21 protein-coding genes are annotated in these 21,096 nt (G+C 44.7%); 6 read left to right on the top strand and 15 right to left on the bottom strand.

Features of this window, described 5'->3' with window-relative positions:
- Positions 1 to 103: 103 nt before the first annotated feature.
- Positions 104 to 883 carry an MBL fold metallo-hydrolase gene (locus ASD24_RS20050; protein ID WP_056699472.1) on the bottom strand — a complete coding sequence of 260 codons (780 nt, stop codon included), beginning with the start codon at positions 881 to 883 and terminating at the stop codon, positions 104 to 106.
- Between the two features lie 146 nt (positions 884 to 1,029).
- Entirely contained in the window at positions 1,030 to 1,476 is a 447-nt protein-coding gene (locus ASD24_RS20055) for a hypothetical protein (RefSeq protein WP_056699475.1), read from the bottom strand.
- Between the two features lie 505 nt (positions 1,477 to 1,981).
- Between ASD24_RS20055 and ASD24_RS20060 the strand changes: the two genes are divergently transcribed.
- Positions 1,982 to 2,242, top strand: coding sequence for a hypothetical protein (locus tag ASD24_RS20060; RefSeq protein WP_056699479.1), 261 nt, complete (start codon positions 1,982 to 1,984; stop codon positions 2,240 to 2,242).
- Positions 2,243 to 2,318: 76 nt separating this feature from the next.
- Positions 2,319 to 3,581, top strand: coding sequence for a hypothetical protein (locus ASD24_RS20065; RefSeq protein ID WP_056699484.1), 1,263 nt, complete (start codon positions 2,319 to 2,321; stop codon positions 3,579 to 3,581).
- A 119-nt stretch (positions 3,582 to 3,700) separates the two neighbouring features.
- Here ASD24_RS20065 and ASD24_RS20070 read toward each other — a convergent pair whose 3' ends face one another.
- Genes ASD24_RS20070 through cysT form a run of 4 tightly spaced genes read right to left on the bottom strand, consistent with a single transcriptional unit; the run spans position 3,701 to position 7,493 of the window.
- Positions 3,701 to 4,762, bottom strand: a complete 1,062-nt coding sequence (locus ASD24_RS20070) for a sulfate ABC transporter substrate-binding protein (protein WP_056699487.1) — start codon at positions 4,760 to 4,762, stop codon at positions 3,701 to 3,703.
- Between the two features lie 55 nt (positions 4,763 to 4,817).
- On the bottom strand, positions 4,818 to 5,882 hold the full coding sequence (locus tag ASD24_RS20075) for a sulfate/molybdate ABC transporter ATP-binding protein (RefSeq protein ID WP_056699490.1): 1,065 nt from the start codon (positions 5,880 to 5,882) through the stop codon (positions 4,818 to 4,820).
- Between the two features lies 1 nt (position 5,883).
- Positions 5,884 to 6,681: a sulfate ABC transporter permease subunit gene (locus ASD24_RS20080; protein WP_056699493.1), complete on the bottom strand. Its 798-nt coding sequence runs from the start codon at positions 6,679 to 6,681 to the stop codon at positions 5,884 to 5,886.
- The gene (cysT, locus tag ASD24_RS20085; protein WP_056699496.1) at positions 6,678 to 7,493 is read right to left on the bottom strand and encodes a sulfate ABC transporter permease subunit CysT; all 816 of its coding nucleotides are present in this window, start codon (positions 7,491 to 7,493) and stop codon (positions 6,678 to 6,680) included. The genes ASD24_RS20080 and cysT overlap by 4 nt, the downstream gene beginning before the upstream one ends.
- Before the next feature lie 325 nt (positions 7,494 to 7,818).
- On the opposite strand from cysT, the gene ASD24_RS20090 reads away from it, so the two are divergent.
- Positions 7,819 to 8,220, top strand: coding sequence for a secondary thiamine-phosphate synthase enzyme YjbQ (locus tag ASD24_RS20090; protein ID WP_056700000.1), 402 nt, complete (start codon positions 7,819 to 7,821; stop codon positions 8,218 to 8,220).
- 186 nt (positions 8,221 to 8,406) lie between these two features.
- Here ASD24_RS20090 and ASD24_RS20095 read toward each other — a convergent pair whose 3' ends face one another.
- From ASD24_RS20095 to tkt, 5 genes are all read right to left on the bottom strand, one after another.
- Positions 8,407 to 9,009, bottom strand: a complete 603-nt coding sequence (locus tag ASD24_RS20095; protein ID WP_056699499.1) for a TetR/AcrR family transcriptional regulator — start codon at positions 9,007 to 9,009, stop codon at positions 8,407 to 8,409.
- 5 nt (positions 9,010 to 9,014) lie between these two features.
- Positions 9,015 to 9,647 carry a YigZ family protein gene (locus ASD24_RS20100; protein WP_056699502.1) on the bottom strand — a complete coding sequence of 211 codons (633 nt, stop codon included), beginning with the start codon at positions 9,645 to 9,647 and terminating at the stop codon, positions 9,015 to 9,017.
- 179 nt (positions 9,648 to 9,826) lie between these two features.
- Positions 9,827 to 11,182, bottom strand: coding sequence for a glucose-6-phosphate isomerase (locus tag ASD24_RS20105; RefSeq protein ID WP_056699504.1), 1,356 nt, complete (start codon positions 11,180 to 11,182; stop codon positions 9,827 to 9,829).
- A 182-nt stretch (positions 11,183 to 11,364) separates the two neighbouring features.
- The gene (ppnP, locus tag ASD24_RS20110; RefSeq protein ID WP_056699507.1) at positions 11,365 to 11,682 is read right to left on the bottom strand and encodes a pyrimidine/purine nucleoside phosphorylase; all 318 of its coding nucleotides are present in this window, start codon (positions 11,680 to 11,682) and stop codon (positions 11,365 to 11,367) included.
- Positions 11,683 to 11,794: 112 nt separating this feature from the next.
- A complete protein-coding gene (tkt, locus tag ASD24_RS20115; RefSeq protein ID WP_056699510.1) occupies positions 11,795 to 13,837 on the bottom strand; it encodes a transketolase in 2,043 nt (680 codons plus the stop codon).
- Between the two features lie 449 nt (positions 13,838 to 14,286).
- Between tkt and ASD24_RS20120 the strand changes: the two genes are divergently transcribed.
- Complete coding sequence (locus ASD24_RS20120) at positions 14,287 to 14,769, top strand: hypothetical protein (RefSeq protein ID WP_056700003.1); 483 nt, start codon at positions 14,287 to 14,289, stop codon at positions 14,767 to 14,769.
- A gap of 80 nt (positions 14,770 to 14,849) precedes the next feature.
- Here the strand turns inward: ASD24_RS20120 and purU are convergent, their stop codons facing one another.
- Both purU and ASD24_RS20130 read right to left on the bottom strand, forming a co-directional pair.
- Positions 14,850 to 15,743: a formyltetrahydrofolate deformylase gene (purU, locus tag ASD24_RS20125; RefSeq protein WP_056699513.1), complete on the bottom strand. Its 894-nt coding sequence runs from the start codon at positions 15,741 to 15,743 to the stop codon at positions 14,850 to 14,852.
- A 23-nt stretch (positions 15,744 to 15,766) separates the two neighbouring features.
- Positions 15,767 to 16,894, bottom strand: coding sequence for a deoxyribonuclease IV (locus ASD24_RS20130; RefSeq protein ID WP_056699517.1), 1,128 nt, complete (start codon positions 16,892 to 16,894; stop codon positions 15,767 to 15,769).
- 170 nt (positions 16,895 to 17,064) lie between these two features.
- Here ASD24_RS20130 and ASD24_RS20135 point away from each other — a divergent pair, with 170 nt between their 5' ends.
- Positions 17,065 to 17,535 (top strand): DUF2621 family protein, encoded by a 471-nt coding sequence (locus ASD24_RS20135; protein WP_056699519.1) that lies wholly within the window; start codon positions 17,065 to 17,067, stop codon positions 17,533 to 17,535.
- 225 nt (positions 17,536 to 17,760) lie between these two features.
- Positions 17,761 to 18,672: a TIGR01777 family oxidoreductase gene (locus ASD24_RS20140; RefSeq protein ID WP_056699522.1), complete on the top strand. Its 912-nt coding sequence runs from the start codon at positions 17,761 to 17,763 to the stop codon at positions 18,670 to 18,672.
- Here ASD24_RS20140 and ASD24_RS20145 read toward each other — a convergent pair.
- Positions 18,661 to 20,526: a DUF6382 domain-containing protein gene (locus ASD24_RS20145; protein ID WP_082560475.1), complete on the bottom strand. Its 1,866-nt coding sequence runs from the start codon at positions 20,524 to 20,526 to the stop codon at positions 18,661 to 18,663. The two genes, ASD24_RS20140 and ASD24_RS20145, sit on opposite strands and share 12 nt — an antisense overlap.
- A 37-nt stretch (positions 20,527 to 20,563) precedes the next feature.
- The gene (locus ASD24_RS20150; RefSeq protein WP_056699528.1) at positions 20,564 to 21,073 is read right to left on the bottom strand and encodes an A24 family peptidase; all 510 of its coding nucleotides are present in this window, start codon (positions 21,071 to 21,073) and stop codon (positions 20,564 to 20,566) included.
- Positions 21,074 to 21,096 lie beyond the last annotated feature (23 nt).

Here is a 21,096-nt window from a genome sequence, read left to right on the forward strand (position 1 = left end):
TGATTGGTCTTGCTTTCCTTTTACATCCTTGCTGTGCTCTTGCTGTAATCGACTTACACTATGTAAACGAAGAACCTCCTGCAAAGGATACGCTCTTCTGTATTTATTTTTTAAGAGACACCTTCATGCCTGTGAGAGCAAGCGTAATGCCTTGACCTAAATGATAATCCTGCCGTACATCCACATCATGAGACATGTGTGTAAAATATGTGTGCTTAGGCTCCAATTCCTGCAAAAGCTCCTGTGCTTCCCGCATATCATACACGGAACGTGTTGAGAATTCTGCTAATTCATGCACGAAGCTGGTTCCTAAAATGAGCAGATCCAAACCATGCAACGGCTTTTTCTCCTCTGCCTTCAGATCAATCGCGTCTGAGCAGTATGCCCAGTGGAATCCGTCTCGTTCCAGGCGATAGGCGTAGGAATATCCGTTTTTCCCGTGGCATACTTTCCATGAGTGAATTTTCCAGCCATGCACTTCGATATCGTCATCCGTTTCCATGTAATTCATATGACGATCTAACCATGGAAACTGGCTTTGAATGGTGACGATGACTTCACGCGGTGCATACAAATTGCCCTTTACTCCTAACCATCGGCATGCATCCCCCCACTCAGGCAATCCACCGATGTGGTCAAAGTGTGCATGGGTTATGAGCATCGTCTGTACCATTCTAAGATTCTGCGCTTCCATCTGTGTTCCCCAGTCTGGGCCGCAGTCAATCATAAAAGGCTCTTCCACACCATCACTATGGATTAGAATAGACGAGCGTCTACGTTGATTGATGCCGGTAAGCCTAGCCTCTGTGCAAGTGCTGCAATCACAATATACACGCGGAACCCCCATCGCATCGCCTGTTCCAAGAAATGTTAGTTGATTCAAGATCGTTATCCCCTCTCAAGCTCACTATTATCTAAATTGTATTCTCCAACCTCTGATTTGGCAAAAAAAAGACTCTCCCGCTGCGATTGTTTACGCAATGCAGGACAGCCTTATGTCGATCTATCGATGTTAGCCTTCGCTTGGTGTTACACCAATGCCCGCAGCTTCAGCGTCAATACTTTCCCCTCAGGTACATCCTTCGATTCCGTAATAACCCAGTTGGATGCAAGTCGCTCTGCTAACACTTCTGCCTGTTCCGGCTTAAGCTTTAGCCCTGTTATAATGCCTTCACCAACTGCGAAATCCTTCTCTGCTACTACACCGAATGCTTTCTCCAAGTATATGCCTAATCCACCACGTGTATTAAACGTGATACGGTAGCCATCTTGAACTGCTACTTCCAAGTTCTCTCCATGATCCGCCGCATAGGAAAGGAACTCATCATATCTGTAGTCCTCCTCGGACACAGCATCAAAAGCCGCAACATCATTCGCCTGAATGGCTTTCAGTATATCTGCATCAGACATGCCTTTCGTGCGCGCCTGTTCCAGCCGGATCGCTGTACTTTGGGACAATTTAACCTCTGTACTCATCTCATTCACACCTTCCTATAAAATTAGCTGTAATTGGCTAGTCTGTTTTCAGTATACTCTGTCCCAACGCTCAAAGACAAAGTGTCAAGATACACCTCTATTTTGAACACTAAACACCTCATACTATATTAAGGCTCAATGGCTTGATGAAGTAATTCAAGATTGAAAACGAAAAACATCTGATCACCCTTTATTGTTGTAAAGGCTAAAAAACGTTACAGTACGCTTTTTCTAGAGCGACCGTTGAGAAAGACTTGGCTCGACAGCAACACATAGGGCTCGTATGCAAACAAACGCCCACAAGCATGTTACAACGGATGCATAACAAGACAGACGTTTCCTTTGGAAAGCAAACGACTCTCCGAGCGGGCATGGAAACAAGCCTTTACTGAATGGTATGACGATTCACTGAACGAATAAAGAAAATTTATACTTCTTACTATTTAATAAAACAAAATAAAAATATTCACAAAATTTCCTAATTAATCTAAAATGTAGTTCCATAATGTATACTTCTGATAACTACATTCCAGCTGTATTAGATTTAACAATTACCAGTAATGAATTAATCAATTACACCGGTACTGTGAAAGGACATATATTAAATGTATCTGGTTATGATTTTAGAACAGATGCTGCAAAAGTAAGACTCACTGATCCTTATGATCAAGGAAGTAGAGGGGAAACTTTTGGGAACAAATGGTATGATCTTAAGAAAGTATGGCAAGCTAATCAAAACCATTTTAGACAAGCGACAATCTGGTAAGATAAAAGATTGATTAGAAGCAGGGGAGGTTTTACTTCCCTGCTTTACTATTCTACAGGTCTACAGGAGGTTCATCATGAAAATGAAGTATGTGCACAAGTCTATTCATATTACATTAATGCTTACTTTAATACTCACAGCGTGTACCAAGTCTACTCCACCTAGTACAACAACAGATCAGCATCTACCTAAAGAGCCAACTACTACAATTGAAACTGTACCTGAAACTAATTCTCTTGATTCATCTCAAGATCAAACGATACCTGAACTGCCCAAAGTTAAACCCGACGTTGCATTCAAACTGCCCTTCATAATGGATTCAATGACCATCAAGAATGATATTTTAGAGCGTAATACGGTCGTTGCGAGCTATAGAGATGACAACGGTATTGTCTTTTTCGACAGAGACTTTTCTACAAGTGAAGTAACCGAGATGGAAATCATCCAGTTTGATACGAAAAATAATACGTATACTTCTCGCTACCGCTCCGCTAAAGGCATTATTATTAATACTCTAGTTTCTGTCGGGGACGACTTATTCTGGATTGAGAATCCTGACAAAGCAACAGATAATAATACACCATGGCAAATTCTACGGATGAAACGAGACGATCTTAAAGCAAAACCTGTCGTATTTGCCGAAGGCAATAGCGAAGATCAAATCGCTGTACCTGTATTAAGAACCAATTATGATGAAATTAGTTGGATTGAAAAGAAAATTACCGATGACATTGTGAAGAGCGAAGCCTACATTTATGATGTAAAAACTGGAACAAAGACCAAAGTAGCTACACAATTTCTAAATGAACAACAAAAGAATAAGAGAGATGGAATTTTCCTCGATTTACAAAAGCCTGTTAGTGACGGATTATTGATACGACAAACCGTTTTTGAAAATAAAGACGACAACAATACAAAAAAGTTTGACATTGTTATGTATCCTAAGGATCAATCCAAACCCGAAATGATCGTTAAGGACCGTGAAGACATTTTTGATTTCACAGCCAATGAGCAATGGATTGTATTAACCATGGAGAGTACTACCGAAATCTTAGATCGAAAAACGAAAAAACAAGTTTACTCTATCACCCATGATAGCTCCCTGCTGGGTGGCTACTCACCATTTTTATTTAACAATCAACTTATCTACCACCAAGCTCCCTATATAATGGCCATCGATCTAACCACAGGAAATAAACAACGAATAGTCACAAAAGAAGGTAGTTATACACCTATCTATAATTTCGGAGATAAACTTACCTTTACGCGCATGGAATATGAGAAAGATAGCACTCAAGCTGAATTATTTTTTCTCGATTTAAATTCAGAACAACAATAATAGTGCTGTAAGAATAAATCTAGAGCATTTTCACTTCAATTCCTTCTCACGTAAATGACCTCCGTATGGTTAGATATAATCTAACCATACGGAGGTCATTTCAATGCTGTACAATTCCACTACAAGCCTGCTAATACCTGGTACCATACCCCGCGTTTGGAGTATAGTGTAGTTCGAACTTCAGCCCAGCCACCCAGGTAATTGATATCGAATAGCCCTGGCGGTGTTGGAAAAGTAGACTCTGTCTCCGCAAATACTTCCGGATCTACCGAACGAAAACCATGCTTTGCAAAAATACGCTGAGCTTCTGGTGTACTCAGATACGCCACAAAAGCTTCCGCGAGTTCACGATTTCCGTGTTTATCCACGTATTTATCCACCACAGTTGCCGGGTTTTCGATCAAAATCGTGTTCTTAGGAACGACGATATCATACTTGACTCCTTTGGCAATCCGGGCGAGCAACTCATTCTCATACGTTACGATGACATCACCGACGCCATACTCAAAAGCCGCCATTGAAGATCTACCACTCTTATCAAGTGATTCAACATTCTGATGTACCTTCTCCAAAAAAGCCTTGGCTACCGCAGGATCTTTCTTCCCCTGCTCTTCCGACAGTTTCAGGCCAGCACCATAGATCGCGTTAATATCCCATTGTGCACCGCCTGAGGTCTTCGGGTTAGGATACAGCACCTTCACACCCGGTTTGGTTAAGTCATCAAAATCTTGGATGCCCAGTGGATTGCCTTCTCTCGTACCTAACACAACAATAGATCTCGTAATCATGCCGTCATTAGGCGCCTGCTTCCAGTCAGGGTTAACCAGGTCTGCCTTGACCAGTTTATCAATATCATTCTCCATCGCGAGCAGAGCTACATCCGCCTCGAAGCCACCTGCGATGGCTCTCGCTTGTGTACCCGAAGCTTCATAAGACTCCTGAAAATTGATCGACTGTCCCGTCTTGGCTTCCCATTCTGCCTTAAAAATAGGCAACAGTTCTGCCATCGCATCTTTTACAACGCTATAAGCCCCAATAACGAGCGTGTTGGATTGATCCGTTCCAGCAGGATTGCCGGGTTCGTTTGCAGCTTCTTGCTTACTGCATCCAACCGTCATGCAGACGAGCAGAAACATGAGAACAGCAACGAAGGGTAATGTGGTTTTCTTCCTCGTCTGCATGGGCAACGCCTTCCTCTCTAAACGTTCTGGGTGAATTCCCACTTGGTTTGATTCATTAGATCATGACAGGCATTGGATCTTCTTTAAGCCGATTCTCAACGACCCAACTATGGGAATCATTGAATAGATATGCCCGGTGCACAAGCACGCGAATCTGTTGACCGATTTCCAGTGTTGTTTTCTCCAAGGAACGATACGTAATCAGCTTATGACCTCGTACCTCGACTTCAACCATCCACTCACTTCCGCGGAAGTGAAGGTGCTTCACCGTACCTTTTTCAGTTGCCGACAACATGCTGAATTCATTTTTGAGACCAATTTCAATATATTCCGGACGGATCAGTGCACGCGTATTCTCACCTTCAACCGCATGTTCAAAGCCTTTCAGCTCAGAAGCATCCTCCACGACTGTTGATTCACCGATAAAGGTAGCTACAAAAGGTGTCTCTGGGTTTTTGTAAATATCCCACGGGGTACCCTTCTGCTCCAAGCGTCCTTGGCTAATAATCATAATTTCATCTGCGACTTCAATGGCTTCATCTTGGTCATGCGTGACAAAGATCGAAGTGATGCCGACACGCTCAATCAATTCCCTTAACCATGAACGAAGCTCCTGACGAATCTTCGCATCAATCGCGGCAAACGGCTCATCCAATAGCAACAACTGAGGCTCAGGTGCAAGCGCTCTTGCAAAAGCTACACGCTGTCGCTGTCCACCAGATAATTGATGCGGATAACGCTGCTCAAAACCTTTCAGCCCAGTCAGCTCTACCAATTCCATAACTCGCTCACGAATCTGGGCTTTTGGTGTCTTTTTGACCTTAAGTCCAAAAGCGATATTATCAAATACCGTCATATGTTTGAACAAAGCATAGTTCTGAAAGACAAATCCGATGCCCCGCTCTTGCGGTGGCAGATGGTTTACTACTTTTCCATGAAAGCGAATCTCTCCTGAACCCGGACTTTCCAGACCAGCCAGCATACGTAGAATTGAAGTTTTCCCGCCACCACTAGGACCCAGCAGACCAATAAGATGGCCTTTGGCAATATCGAATGAAACATCTTTTACGGCATGAAATTGACCAAAATGTTTGTTCAGATCACGGACTTCTACATGCATCTTAATGCACTTCCTTTCGCTTCTTGGCCCATTCCATCATGAGCAATAGACATACGGAAAACGTCACCAGCACCAATGCCACACCATTCGCAGCAGACACATTAAAATTCTCTACATCCTGATACACAAGCGTCGTTGCTGTCTGTGTTCTGTTCATAATATTGCCTGATACGACTAGAACAGCTCCGAACTCACCCAATGATCGCGCCACAGTCAGCACAAGACCGTATACAACAGCCCAACGGATGGAAGGCCACGTTACACTCCAGAACGTTCTCCAACCGTACGCTCCGAGTGTGGATGCCGCCTCTTCTTGTTGTGAGCCAAGCTCTTGCAAGACAGGCATAACTTCTCTAACCATGAGCGGGAATGTGACAAACAACGTTGCAATGACCATGCCTGGGAACGCATAGACGACATTGAAGCCAATGCCTTCAAAGAAACCACCCATAATGCTACTTGGGCCGAGTAATAACACAATCATCAATCCACCAATTACGGGAGATACCGCATAAGGCAGATCCACGATGCTGTTAAGCAATCCTTTGATTCGTTCACTTAACCAGCCAGCACGAACCAAATAAATAGCCATCATAATACCAAACAATGTATTTAACAGAGTGACAACGAGAACAACCAGTCCTGTCATCATTAGAGCATGTAGCGCCTCAGGACGCATCAGTCCAGCCAGGAATCCTCCTGCTCCGTCTTCAAAAGCACCAATAACAATCCGTCCAAGCGGAATAATCAGCAAAATGACAAATACCGCATACGTCAGTCCGATTAACAGCCGTCTCATCGTCTTCTCCCCCGCATCTGCACTAGATTAATCATCCAGAGGATGACGAAGGAAAGGGTCAATAACAGAACAGATACAGCGGCTGCCCCGGTGGGGTTATCGCTCTCAATCTCACCGTATATAAATACGGATGCCGTTAACGTTCTTCCTGGAATATTGCCTGCTACCAGCACAACTGCACCGAATTCAGCCAGTGCCCTAGAGAATGCCAGCATTCCTCCACTAATCATACCTGGAGCCATTGATGGCAAGATAACCTGTCTGAATGTACGAGCCTTCGATGCACCCATCGTATACGACGCCTCTTCTTCGGAAGGATCAATCTCTTCAAGTAGCGGCTGTACAGCTCGGATGACAAAAGGAAACGTAACGAAGGTCATCGCAATGACAATCGCGGGTTGATGAAATACAATTTCGAAACCCATGGACTGTGCCAGCTTGCCAATGGCACTAACCGGTCCTAAGAGCAACATAATCATCAATCCACCAACGGCTGTGGGTAATGCAAAAGGCAGGTCTACGAGACTGTTCAGAAACGATCTCCCAAAAAAACGATAACGTGTGAGTACCCAGGCGATCATCGTACCTAAAACAACGTTGATCAATGTGGCTATCACAGCCAACCGAACGGTGAGCAGTACGGCCTTCCAAGCGATTGGATCCATAATACTCTCGACAAAGGTACTCCAGCCTTCAGAGAACGAATTGACGTACACCCCGATAATCGGAAGCACAATAAGTACGATGAAATATAACAATACAGTACTGCGAAATCCCCAAGTCCATCCCTTGTGACGAAGAACGGTATTCATTGCCGTATTCCCTCCCAGCCTCCGGTTCTTAGTCCGGTCGGCAGTCTTCCTGTTATGGCACAACACTTTCCCTAATATGGGTATTATTACTTTAATATTATTCCCATTAGTCTACTTGGTTTTTTGCTTATCTGATACTTTACCAGTTTACAGTACTAATCGTCAATGCTTTTATTGAATATATTAGAGCCAGATCTGAGATGTATTAATGGCAAAGAATCAGCCGCCAGAGGTGGGATAAATCATGAGGATGGTTTGTTTGGCATGTGGTGGGTAAGGTACAATTTAGGAGACATAATTAGAAATGAAAAAGGAGCGGGTGTACGTGTTATATACTGAAAGTTTATCTACATCCCGGCGGGATGAAATGAGAGATATTACGAGGGACGTGGAAGCGATTGTCCGAACTAGTGGCATTCAAGAGGGAACTGTGCTAATCTACTGTCCTCATACCACCGCTGGCATTGCTATTAACGAAAATGCAGACCCCGACGTTAAGCATGATGTTCTGCTACGTTTGAACGAAGTGTATCCTTGGGAGCACCCTGAATATCGACATGCTGAAGGCAATACAGCCTCTCACCTGAAGTCGATTACAACAGGTCCTTCGCAAACAGTCATTATCCATGAAGGTAGACTTCTGCTCGGTCAGTGGCAGGGAATTTACTTCTGCGAATTCGATGGTCCGCGTAAGCGTCAGTATTTCCTCAAAATCATAGAAGGATAAGCAAACTCTGCGTTATCTTCAACTAGATCGTTACACAACACAAACAGGCGATTCCCACCCATTCCCGGGTTATGAACCGCCTGACTTGTTGTTTTGCAGCATAAAACTTTCGCGAGACAACGTTATAAAGAATTAATGTTATGACAATTCACCGCCCTGAAGTGTATGAGTGCAACAAAAGCGTCATTATTGGACGCCAGGCTGGTGGTGGAGATTGCGACAGAGTACTTTAACATGAGACAGTGCAGATGACTCGATCTCAGCAAAGGTTACACGATCCTGATTAAAATAGGAAATAAATCCGTGCATAGATAAAAACAGTGTACGTGGTACACATTCGATATCCTCTTCTGTACAGCCTTCCTCTTTCATGTATTGCCTAATGATGGATGCAAACAAATCAAAGCAACGCCCCTGTTCGGCACGACAATAAGACAACAATTCCTCGTCCCGCAGCATGAACATGATCTCGTACTGGTACGGATTATCCAATCCAAAGCGAATAAATTCCATCATGATATGTTCCGCTTTGCTCACGCCATCACATACTGGCCTGACCATAGCTTGCATCAGCAAATGTCCCAGATGGTTAAAGTCTTCCACCACAATGGCATAAAACAGCTCTGCCTTTTCCTTAAAATGATAATACAGCGACCCATGACTATAGCCTAGATGCTGGCCGATGCTTCGCATCGATATGGCGCGGTATCCTTTGGTAATAAAAAGATGCCTCGCCGCCTCCAGTATCCGCTCCCTCGACAATTCCTGTTCGACTGCTCTTCTAGCCATATATTTTATTCCCCTTCAATAAAATAAAGCCGCTGTCCTTCCGTGATCCGGGACTGCCCTTGCGTCAAATCCGTGATCCAAGCTACAAATGCCTCAGATTCACTATCCGGCGGAAGACAAGTCAACGTAACCTTATCGGTGAATCCAGTTTCACCTGTACGGACTTCCCGGCTCCTTAATTCATTTTCCACTTTTCCCAGCCAAGTGTAGTCAAGCTCCACAAATATTTCACGATGCAGCACTTTGGTGATTGCCTCTCCGGCTTCGATGGCCGCAACAGCACCGTCTGTGTAAGCACGAATTAACCCACCTGCACCAAGCATGATTCCCCCAAAATACCGTGTAACCACAATAGCTACGTTTTTCAAATGTTGATTTTTGATGACTTCTAAAATAGGTTTACCGGCAGTACCACTCGGTTCTCCATCATCGGATTGCTTCTGAATTTCATCCCGCTCGCCAATCATATAAGCGGAACAGTTATGCGTTGCATTCCAATGCTTTTTCTTAATATCATCGATAAAAGCTATGGCTTCTTCTTCTGTCGTTACTGGCATAATATGACCGATAAATCGGGACTTTTTAATTACAATCTCTAGATTGCCCGATTCTCGAACCGTGCGATAGCGTTCAATCATTCCAATCCAACTTTCTAATTTGATCCATTTTACAAGAAAGCAGTTCCCCGCGTAAGAACGCGGACGAACTGCCTTGTTTTAGACATTTGGGATGACATCTGAATCAATCATAATGATGATCCACGGTTCCCCAATCGACTTAACACTTACATATATCATCATATGAGCAGAGCGATGAATTATTCCGAAAGTCTCGCTTCCAGCGCGGCTTTCTCTTCTTCAAAGCCTGGTTTGCCCAGCAATGCAAACATGTTTTTCTTGTAAGCTTCTACCCCTGGTTGGTCAAATGGATTGACACCCAGCAAGTATCCACTAATGCCGCATGCTTTTTCAAAGAAGTATACCAGATATCCGAAAGAATATGGAGTCATATCTGGAATGTTCACAATCAGGTTAGGTACTTGACCATCTGTATGTGCAAGCAACGTTCCTTGGAATGCTTTTTTGTTTACGAAGTCCATCGTTTTACCTTCAAGGAAGTTCAGACCGTCCAGATCGTCTGCGTCAGCCTCGATTGAGATGTGCTCGGAAACTTCAGTTACTTGGATTACTGTTTCGAAGATGTTACGGCTTCCTTCTTGAATGAATTGACCCATGGAGTGCAAGTCTGTTGAGAAGTCAACTGATGCAGGATAGATTCCTTTGAAATCTTTACCTTCGCTCTCTCCGAACAATTGTTTCCACCATTCCGATACAAAGTGCAGGGACGGCTCGTAGTTTACGAGGATTTCTGTGCCTTTGCCTTTACGATATAACGCGTTACGAACGGCTGCATATTGATATGCTTCATTCTCAGCAACGTTAGGATTGCTATATTCCTTCGATGCGTCAGCAGCACCTTGCATCATTTCTTCGATGTTAATTCCTGCAGCAGCGATTGGCAGCAAACCTACAGCTGTCAGAACAGAGTAACGTCCGCCTACATCATCTGGAATAATGAAGGACTCGTAGCCTTCTTCGTTCGCCAGTTTTTTGAGAGCGCCGCGCTCTTTATCTGTTGTAGCGTAGATGCGTTTGCGAGCTTCTTCTTTACCGTATTTTTTCTCAAGAGCTGCGCGGAAGATACGGAATGCAATCGCTGGCTCTGTAGTTGTACCCGATTTGGAAATTACATTTACAGAGAAGTCTTTACCTTCAATCAGATCCAGCAAATGTGTAACATACGTGGAACTGATGTTGTTTCCTGCAAAGTAGATCTCAGGCGTTTTGCGTTTATCTTTTGACAGGTTGTTGTAGAAAGAGTGTGTCAGCATTTCAATCGCTGCGCGAGCACCCAGGTAAGAACCACCGATACCAATGACGATCAGAACTTCTGAATCGCTTTGGATTTTAGCAGCCGCTTTTTGAATACGAGCGAATTCTTCTTTGTCATATGCCGTTGGAAGGTCAATCCATCCGAGGTAATCTGATCCGGTTCCCGTTCCGTTATGAAGCTGCTCGTGAGCCAAACGAATTGGTTCAGCGAAATAGTCTACTTCATGTTGATTGACGAATTGTAGTGCAGTGCTATAGTCAAAAGTCACTTTTTTAGCCATGATCTAAAAAACCTCCTAATAATCGTTAAGTAATTTTCCGTTTTCCATACAAACAACTTAGCCTAAGGATACTTCAAATCCACCTTACTGACAAGCTTGCAACGCGAACTTTGTCGTTAAGTTATAAATAGCAAGAAGGGTAAACCGAACTCGCTAACGAGGTTCCGCTTACCCTTCTTATGTTATTCCGCCGGGTACGAGCAGACGTAGTCGGTAACGCTGCGTATCTCCAGTTTAAATTTGGAATTGGCAGGCACGTGAAACGTAGCTTGACCTTGAATCTCTTGCCAATCTTCTTCACCGGGAAGTAATACTTTCAGATCTCCGGACAGAATCTCCATAATCTCACGAGAATCTGTACCAAATTCGTAACTACCTGGAAGCATAATGCCCAATGTCACTTTGCTGCCATCTCCCAAAATAACCGTTCTGCTGGTTACCTGGCCCTCATAATAAATGTTGGCCTCTTTAACTACACTCACTTGATCAAACTGTGACATGCGTACCCGCTCCCCTGAAGTTAATGAAAACAAAAGGCAAAACAGATTAGGGCGGTTACCCACCCTTCTCTGCGGAAATAAGCTTTTAGTCTATTGCGCGTTGGTCATGCTATTACAGCAATGCTTTTACGCGGCTAACAACGTTATCCACGGTGAAGCCATATTCTTGGATAACACGATCGCCAGGCGCGGATGCACCAAATGTGTTGATTCCGAGAATGTCGCCTTGATCGCCAACATATTTCTCCCAACCCATTGGATGAGCCATCTCAATTGCAAGACGAGCTTTAACGTCTGGAAGCAGGACGGATTCTTTGTACGCTTTGTCCTGTTTCTCGAACAGATCCCAGCTTGGCATGCTGATTACACGAACTTGGATGCCTTGCTCTGCAAGTGCAGCTTGAGCTTTAACAGCCAGTTGTACTTCAGAACCTGTAGCGATGATTTGTGCTACTGCTTTACCGTCTTTTGCATCAGAAACAACATAAGCACCGCGCTTAACGTTCTCACGTGAGCCTTCAACTGTTCCTTCCAAGATTGGCAGGTTTTGACGAGTAAGTACAAGGGCAACCGGGTTGCTCTTATTCTCAAGCGCATAAGCCCATGCAGCAGAAGTTTCATTACCATCAGCTGGACGGATTACCGTCAAGTTAGGAATGATACGCAGGGAAGCCAACTGCTCGATTGGTTCGTGGGTAGGACCATCTTCACCCACAGCGATACTGTCGTGAGTCAGGACATATGTTACAGGCAATCCCATCAGGGCAGCCAAACGAACTGCTGGACGAAGGTAATCTGTAAATACGAAGAACGTACCACCGAATACTTTTACGCCGCTGTGCAAAGCCATACCGTTCATTGCACCAGCCATACCGAATTCACGGATACCGAAGTAGATGTTGCGACCTGCATAATCTTCCGGAGAGAAGTTAGTCAGGTTGTTCAAGTGAGTCATAGTGGAGCTTTCCAAGTCAGCAGATCCGCCTGTCAGTTGTGGCACGTTGTGCGCCAGACCGTTCAGAGCGTTACCAGATGCTACACGAGTGGAAAGCGCTTTGTCTGTTGCTGCATATTTAGGCAGATCACGATCCCATCCTTCTGGAAGGTCGCCGTTGATCGCTGTTTCGAATTGAGCAGCAAGCTCTGGGAATGCTTTTTTGTACTCAGCAAACTTCTCATCCCATGCTTGGTTTGCAGCGATACCGCGATCTTTCACTTGTGCAAAGTGATCGCGAACTTCAGCTGGTACGTGGAAGTTTTCTTCGTAAACCCATTTATAATATTCTTTAGTCAACTTAGCTTCTTCTGCACCTAGTGGAGATCCGTGAGTACCGCCGTGGCCGCCTTTACCTTGTTTGTTCGGGCTACCATAACCAATAACAGTTTTCACTTCAATCAATGTAGGACGCAGTGTGTCTGCTTGACCTTCTTGAATTGCTTTTTCGATTGCAGGCAGATCGTTACCATCTTCAACGCGCAGCACTTGCCAGCCATAAGCTTCAAAACGCTTCGCAATGCTTTCGGAAGAAGACAGATCCAATTTACCATCCAAAGTGATGTCGTTGGAATCGAACAACATGATCAATTTACCCAGGTGCAAACGCCCAGCCAGGGAAGCTGATTCATGAGATACGCCTTCCATCAAGTCACCATCACCACAGATTGCGTATGTGTAGTGATCCACAACGTTAAATTGTTCTTTATTATATGTTGCACCCAGTTGTGCTTCAGCCATCGCCATACCAACTGCCATTGCAATACCTTGACCCAGTGGGCCTGTAGTTGCGTCAACACCAGCTGTATGTCCGAATTCCGGATGACCCGGAGTTTTGCTTCCCCATTGGCGGAACTGTTTCAGTTCTTCCATCGGCAAGTCGTAGCCGCTCAGGTGCAGCAAGCTGTATAACAACATGGAGCCATGTCCTGCGGACAGGACAAAACGGTCCCGGTTAACCCAAGTTGGGTGGTTCGGGTTATGTGTCATCGTTTTTGCAAAGAGTTGGTACCCCATTGGTGCGGAGCCCATAGGCATTCCCGGGTGTCCGGAATTCGCCTTCTCAATTGCATCAATCGCCAAAGTACGTACGGTAGTGATCGACAGGTTGTCGATTGTAGTGTTCTCGTCCTTTTGAATCGCTTCGTTCTTGTCAGTCATGGTTTGTCCTCCTCATGTCTTTAGATAAGTCGGGTGCGCAAGCGAATCCCTCTCATCAATACCAAGCAAACCGTATATAACAATAAGTGAATCCGCTTGAGTGTTTCATTTTGACTTATTCACTTTTGTATTGTATCACTTGGCGTGAAGCTTTTCCATAACCTTCTTTTAGAAGTTCGGGAAAATTCGGTGATTTGCTACGAGAGATGGGTTCCCAGCACCAAAAAAATCGAGTCAAAAAAACATTGCAGCCCATCTTTCGTCAGGACGAGCCTCGTCAATCCATCGGAAGAAGTATAACCTTTAACCAGAAAACCATACTCTTTTTGGCATGTAGATTTCATTTTAGTTTTTATTGGTATGAACCTGCCCTTGTAATCCTGATTAGGAATTCAAAACGTAGTATACTTCAGGAAGCGAAGATTATTTTATGGATTGGAGGTCCCGCAATGTCTTCTGACCCTGTTGTTAAACGTTCCGAGTCACCCCCTCACACCTTTCCATGGTTCAAAGGCGTATGGACAGGCGTCCTTTCAGGTCTCGTACTTGGTTTTCTGCTTAAAGCGATTCAGTCATTTACTGGCATTGCGGTTTATACTTTGCTCCTAAACATTGATTTCGTGCCAGGGCTTCCACCCACCTTGCCGGAACTCGCAGAATTTGCCCTCCACCTTATTGTCTCCATCTGCATCGGCGTGTTCTATATATGGTGGGTACAGATACGGCCTGAGCATCCCATGCTCAAGGGGATTCTAATTGGCGGTGTTTCCTCTCTTCTCTATATACCGCTATCCCAACTATCTACACGTGTTCCTGATCTGAATGACACGCAAGCCATTCTCTACTGGGTCACAGCCCATCTCATCTATGGAGTAATTCTTGGTTTGTGTGCAAAAGACTTCAAAAAGCTCAAAAAAGGCGATCCCCTATGAGTACATCGATAGGAATCGCCTTTTTCTTTTGCCAGTTTATGTGGCTCCGAATCAACCTTGCGCAGTATTAAAGCACAAACTTAAAATACAACGGTTTTATTTTCGTGAACCAAGATACGGTCTTCTACATGCCATTTCACAGCACGCGCTAGAACAACACGTTCAATTGTACGTCCGATTCGTTTCAATTCAGTTACATCATCCCCGTGGCTTACACGCTGTACGTCCTGCTCAATGATCGGTCCGCCATCCAGTTCTTCTGTAACGTAGTGAGCCGTAGCACCAATGATTTTAACACCACGGTTATATGCCTGAGCATAAGGCTTACCACCCACAAAGGCTGGAAGGAATGAGTGATGGATATTAATAATGCGATTACGATAATGTTCGATGAACATCGGTGAGATGATCTGCATATAACGAGCAAGGATAATGACGTCAATATCGTCACCAATGATGTCGAGCTGGCGTTGTTCTGCTTCCTTCTTCGTGTCCGCTGTAACCGGAATATGATGATACGGAATACCAAAGGACTCCACATAATCTTTCATATCCAGATGATTACTAACAACCAGTGCAATGTCTGCATCCAGGTCGCCAGCCTGCCATTGCCACAACAATTCAACGAGGCAGTGATCTTCTTTGGATACAAAAATGGCAAGCTTCTTCTTACGGCTTACAGCCGATAAAGTCCACTCCATGTTGAAACGCGTCGCCACTTCAGCAAAGTCATCTTCCAGCTTAGGAAGACTCGCTTCGAGCTGTGGAAGGTCAAACTCAATACGCATGAAGAACATGCCGCCAGCCGGATCCATCGTGTACTGGTCGGACTGAACAATGTTTGCACCATGCTGGTGCAAGAAATGTGAAACAGCCGCTACAATTCCCGGCCCATCGGGGCAGGAAATGAGCATCCGCGCCCGATCGGCGCGGTTTTTAGCATCAGGACGTACTTGTTTAGCATGAATCTCCATCGGGTTATTCTTCCTCCTTCAAATTAAACCGTGACCAGTGCTTCCTTGCCTGCAAGCCAAGCAATCAAGCGTTGATTCAGTTGTTCCTCACTGAGCTGTGGGAACAGCGCTGCTTCAGTTACCAAGTCATATAGGCGCTCTAGCGGTTCACGTGGATCTGCTTTTTTGGCTTTGGCATCGTTCTTGAGCAAAGTCCACACATCGAGTACATAAGAACGCGCTTCAATCTCTTTGCCTTGGAAGAAGTGATGCAATCGCTCCACATCTGTCAGGAACTCTCCGCCAAATCGACCTTCAATATCGCCGCGTAGCAAAGCAATCTCAGCTTCATACATCGGACGTTGTGTCTTGGCTTCCTTCCCGATCCAAGGCGTTTCCAGAATGAATGGGCGACCTTGAAGTGCTTCATGGTGAACGATACGATGAATGGCTTCATAACCAATCCAGCCAGAGCCGATCGGCGTATGCCGGTCTTTATGTGCGCCCACAGGGTTCTTACTATCATTAATATGCATAACCGCAATGCGGTCAAGACCTACGATTTCGTCAAACTGTCTCAGAACACCATCAATGTCATTCACGATATCATATCCGGCATCATGAATGTGACATGTGTCCATACATACAGTAAGGCGTTCATTGTACGTCACTTTTTCAATGATTTGGGCAATTTCTTCGAAACTACGGCCCATCTCAGTTCCTTTACCCGCCATCGTTTCCAAGGCGATATTTACATCAGTCTCTCTCACACCGTCCAGCACTTCATTAAGTCCCTGAGCGATCCGCTCAATACCATAATGTGCATCTTTGTCAGTAAATGCACCTGGGTGCAATACGATATTTTTGACACCAATGGCATGCGTACGACGAATCTCTTCCTGAAGGAAGCTTACTGCAAGCTCGTACGTATTTTCCTTGTACGAACCCAGGTTAATAATGTAAGGCGCATGGACAACGATATCTTCCATTCCACCTGCTTGCATAGCAAGTTTGCCTTCTTCAATATACATGGATTCGATAGGCTTACGACGTGTATTCTGCGGTGCACCTGTATATATCATAAACGAGCTAGAACCGTACGAGGACGCTTCCTTCGTTGCACTCAATAATCCCTTGTCCGAAAAGGACACGTGGGAGCCGATTTTCAGCATCATTGATCCCCCTTAATGTGAATTATCCCTTATTCTAACGCGATTATCGAAATAAATCTAGAAATGCGCTATAATTCGGGATACAGGCTATTTTTTACAGCTAACATCTGGAACATGGGCAGACGGATTTCGTCTATCCGTGAAAATCAATGAACCGAGGTGACTCCGCAATGATTTTCGATTCCTATGCTTTGACGCTGGCCAGCAGTTCACCCAGCAATTGGTTTATGAATACTATGGCGTTCTGGACATTTGTTTTGCTTGGCAGTATGTGCATTGGTGGATTTTTTATGATGCGCAAGTTCCTGAAGGTTCTCCCAAAGGCAGACGGGAAGTCCAAGCTAGATTGGCAGAATCATTGGGTCGAGACAAGTCGTCACTTATGGACAGACGAAGCCAAGGCTTTTTTGGATCAACTTGTGGAACCTGTTCCCGGTCCTTTTCGTGATATCGCCAAACATTCCATCGCCGCTGAGATTGGTAGAATCGCTGTGGAAGATCACGCTACAGAAGTTTCAAGAGATCATTGCATCAAAGGATACATTATTGCCACCCCGAAGCGTGATAATAAGTTCCTCGTGAAATTCCTGGAGAAAAATAAAATTGATTATATGCCTTATAAACATCTAATAAACAAATAAATAAATAATTAAATAAGAAATAAATAAGAAATAAAACGAGCGATAATTAAATAGTTGCACTGCAGATCTTAATTGCTATCTTCACTTAAGTTAATTACGATCTTATTTTCACAAAGCTCCGTCAGGTAAGATCCATTTGAGGCATTGCTTACCAGTCGGGGCTGTTTGTTGATCGTTCGTCAGGGTAATTATCAGCATAATGATATACGAGGAGGGTAATTTTGCATGAAAATTGCTATTTGTGGAGGAACCGGATTTGTCGGAGGTGCACTTGTCGATTATTGGTTGCAAGCCGGATACCATGTGAAAATCATTACACGCAAACTGCCCGACCTTCATAACCCTAGTGAGAATCTTACATATATCTCTTGGGAGCAAGCCGAGGAGCAGCCTCATTTGTTAGAAGGAATGGATGCCTTGGTGAACCTTGCTGGAGAGACTCTGAATCAGCGCTGGACAACCAAGGCGAAATTAGAAATTGTGGAATCGCGAGTAACGACCGTTGCTCGTGTAGCCAAGCTCGTAAAGTCACTGGAGAACAAACCAGAAGTTGTCGTTCAAGCATCTGCGATGGCGATCTACGGAACGTCCCCAACCGAGACCTTTGATGAGAGCAGTCCGCAAAAATCAATGAATTTTCCATCCCGTGTATCTGAACAATGGGAAATAGCAGCCGATGCCATCCAAGATGTACGACTTGTGAAGATCCGGGTAAGTCTTGTCCTCGGTCATAAAAGAGGAGCTTTCCCTCTCATGAAATTGCCTTATATGCTAGGGGTTGGAGGTAGAATCGGCAGCGGCAAGCAGTGGACGAGTTGGATCCACATTATGGATATCGTCCGGCTTATTGATTTTACGATACAGAACAAAGACATCTCAGGGCCTGTAAATGCGTCATCGCCGAACCCTGTAACAAATGACGAGTTTGGGCGCGTTGTCGGGAAGGTGTACCATCGCCCACATTGGTTCCCCGTACCTGGTTTCCTCATCAAGGCTTTGGTAGGTGAACTCTCAGTAGTGCTGCTGCAAGGACAGCGCGTGATTCCTCAAAAAGCTCTAGATCACGGGTTCGAATTTACATTCCCTACACTAACTAAAGCGTTAGAAGACCTGAAGCATCGAGACTTATCCGACTGATCGATAAGTGTATGATGAATCAGCTAACGTAAATGTATCACCATCCTGCAACGGATATTCTTTGTACGGGGCAAGTGGATTGCCTTGAAGAATCGTTCCATTGACAGATCCCAAATCCTTGATCACATATCCCGTTTTGTTCCGGCTCAATTCCACATGAGCACGGGACACACCGGTTGCTGTATCGACCCACTGCACCATCTCTGCTGATCTACCGATCACAAACGAAGCTCCGCTTACATCCATCCGTTCATTGCGCTCACCCGTCGCCGAGCGGCGTTCCAGATAATATGAAGGCATACCTGTTCCTGCGATTGATTGTACCCCACCTGACACATTCTGCAAATTAACCGTTGGCTCTGTCGCCATATGATAACGTGGTAATTCAGAAGTTGATGGAGCAATAGATGTAGCCTGCGGAGTCAGATGATTATGCGTTTCCGTATGCAAATCCTGAAAACGAGTGTTCACACCTTGGCCTACGTAACCAGATGCAGTGGAAGCTTGATCAACTGCTGGTGCAGGAGCATTCCAACGCCAGTTCTCCTGAAACATCTCTTCCTCCTCTTTAGGACGTTTCTTGCCTAACCCAAAAAAGGTAGGTTTTTTATCGGTCGAAGGCTCCTTAGCGTTCGAATCTGAATGCGAGTAGGGATAGGCATTCTGTTCCTGATCTTCTTTTTTTCGCTTCGCGTTACCTTTGGATGTATTAAATTCCCCTTTGCTCAACCATGCCCATGCCGCAATGGCAAGCAATATAACACTTAATGCAGCAGACAGGATCATTTGTGTCTCACCTGGCTGCTCCATATAGATGAATCTCCATACCAATGCCATGCCCACCATACAACCCAATAGGATATAAGTTACTTTGGAAGAAGGTGCTTTCTTTTCGACTTCATCGTCCAACGGTTCATCATACATATCATCTTGTACTGACGCGTTATTCGAACGCCCTAATGATTGTTCATTACCGAATCGAGACTGAGGTGGTATATCCCATTGGGCACGCGTAGTTGAAGAACTAGACATCGTCCGGTTCACGATATCCAGCTCCTTTTCCTCAGGAGTCTTAGACTGTTGACGCCAATGGAGCTGAGGTTCCGATTCATAAGGTACGTGCTGCGGCGAGTAAGACTCCCGACTACTAAATTGTTGCTGTCCTATTCGAACATCTTCTAAAGCTTGATTACCTGCTAATTGTGCGTCCTTAACGACGAAACCGCCGTCTCCAGTCGACCGTGAAGATAGAAACTCAACGTTACTTGAACCTTTTTGTTCATCTGCATATAGCCCCATCAACAACTCTCGTAATTTCTGAATATCCCATTGCTCCGTATCGCATAATTGCAAAACACGCTGGATCCCTTGCCCTTGTAATTCCTTGGTATGTGCCATTAGTCGAATGACCAGTTCACGAAATTGCAGAGGAGTAGGATCCCCTTCTGGCGTATCCATGAGAGGTACGTAGACTAAGCCAAGCTCACCCTGATCAAGCGATCCATTTACGAAAATATACTCTTCATGCAGCATCAATTTACGTGACTCTAGCATATATTGACGACATTCGGTAAAGGTGTCCGCAAGCTGATACAGTAAGCCATATAATACAACCATCTCAATCTTGCTCGACTTCAACACCTGAGACAGCATTTTATAGCCTGAGATGTCATACTGTAATGTCACCATGCTGTCCACTTCACGAATATGGATAGGTAGTAACCGTGGAATCGAATTGGCAGTGAGCATGCCCGTCTGAACTCGGCTTAGGTTCTCCATCTTCAAGCCTTCCGGCTTCTCCAGAACCATAAAGGCTCCTCCGTTGCGGATAAAATCCCTTGTTAATCCATACATACCGATCCTCTCTTTCCTTTACTATATTTAATCCAATTTATATCGCAGTCATGTACACATAGACACTGATAAACCCAGGTAAAACTGCCAGCATAAACGGAAACTTTAAGGTCTTATCTTGACTTACCAGTTGGAGCGAACCAAGCATGAGGAAGCCTGCAAGCCCACTTGCCATGGCACGTATTCGTTTGGCAAAATCTCTGCGGAACAACAAGATGATCAAACCAATTGCGCCAGCGTACAAAATGGAATAGACCAAGACATGAATGCTAAACATAAGCCCTGTCCATGCTCCAATGCCGCCAAACAACTTGACATCTCCCGCACCAACAGCTCCAAATGCATACATGAGAAACATGATTACGAAACAAACTCCAAATCCTGTTATTGAAAATATAAACCCTTCCCATCCCTGCCAGATCGTATGAGCTAAGAGCCCCGCTGCTGTTACAGGCAACGTCAGCCGATTTGGAATTTTCATTGAACGTACGTCTGTAACAAAGGCAGCGAGTACATAGATACCACAAATAATAGAGAACCATGTCATTTCCAACTCTCCTCCCTTCTAGA

The sequence above is a fragment of the Paenibacillus sp. Root52 genome (assembly GCF_001426865.1).
Classification (GTDB): domain Bacteria; phylum Bacillota; class Bacilli; order Paenibacillales; family Paenibacillaceae; genus Paenibacillus.